Here is a 465-nt window from a genome sequence, read left to right as displayed (position 1 = left end):
AGCGAAAGCGGAGGATGGCTAAACCGTATGCATGTGATACCGGGTAGGGGTTGTGTGTGCGGGGTTGTGGGACCTGTTTTTCCAGTTCTACCTGACTGGAGGGTAGTGAGAAAATGTCGTGGTTAACGGAAGTGGTTTGGGATGACCTGCCGTAGACGGTGAGAGCCCGGTACGTGAAAACCTGACATCTACCTTAATGGTGTTCCCGAGTAGCAGCGGGCCCGTGAAATCTGCTGTGAATCTGCCGGGACCACCCGGTAAGCCTGAATACTTCCCAGTGACCGATAGCGGATTAGTACCGTGAGGGAATGGTGAAAAGTACCCCGGGAGGGGAGTGAAATAGTACCTGAAACCGTGCGCTTACAATCCGTCAGAGCCCTCCTTCGTGGTGGGGTGATGGCGTGCCTTTTGAAGAATGAGCCTGCGAGTCAGGGACATGTCGCGAGGTTAACCCGTGTGGGGTAG

1 rRNA gene is annotated in these 465 nt (G+C 54.8%); it reads left to right on the top strand.

Annotation, left to right across the window (positions count from 1 at the left end):
• Nucleotides 1-465: ribosomal RNA gene (locus tag ACZYZ7_RS31780) — 23S ribosomal RNA — on the top strand; the annotation flags it as partial.

The sequence above is a fragment of the Mycobacterium sp. IDUB_17 genome, assembly GCF_055419465.1.
This window is presented reverse-complemented; position numbering and strand designations above follow the sequence as displayed.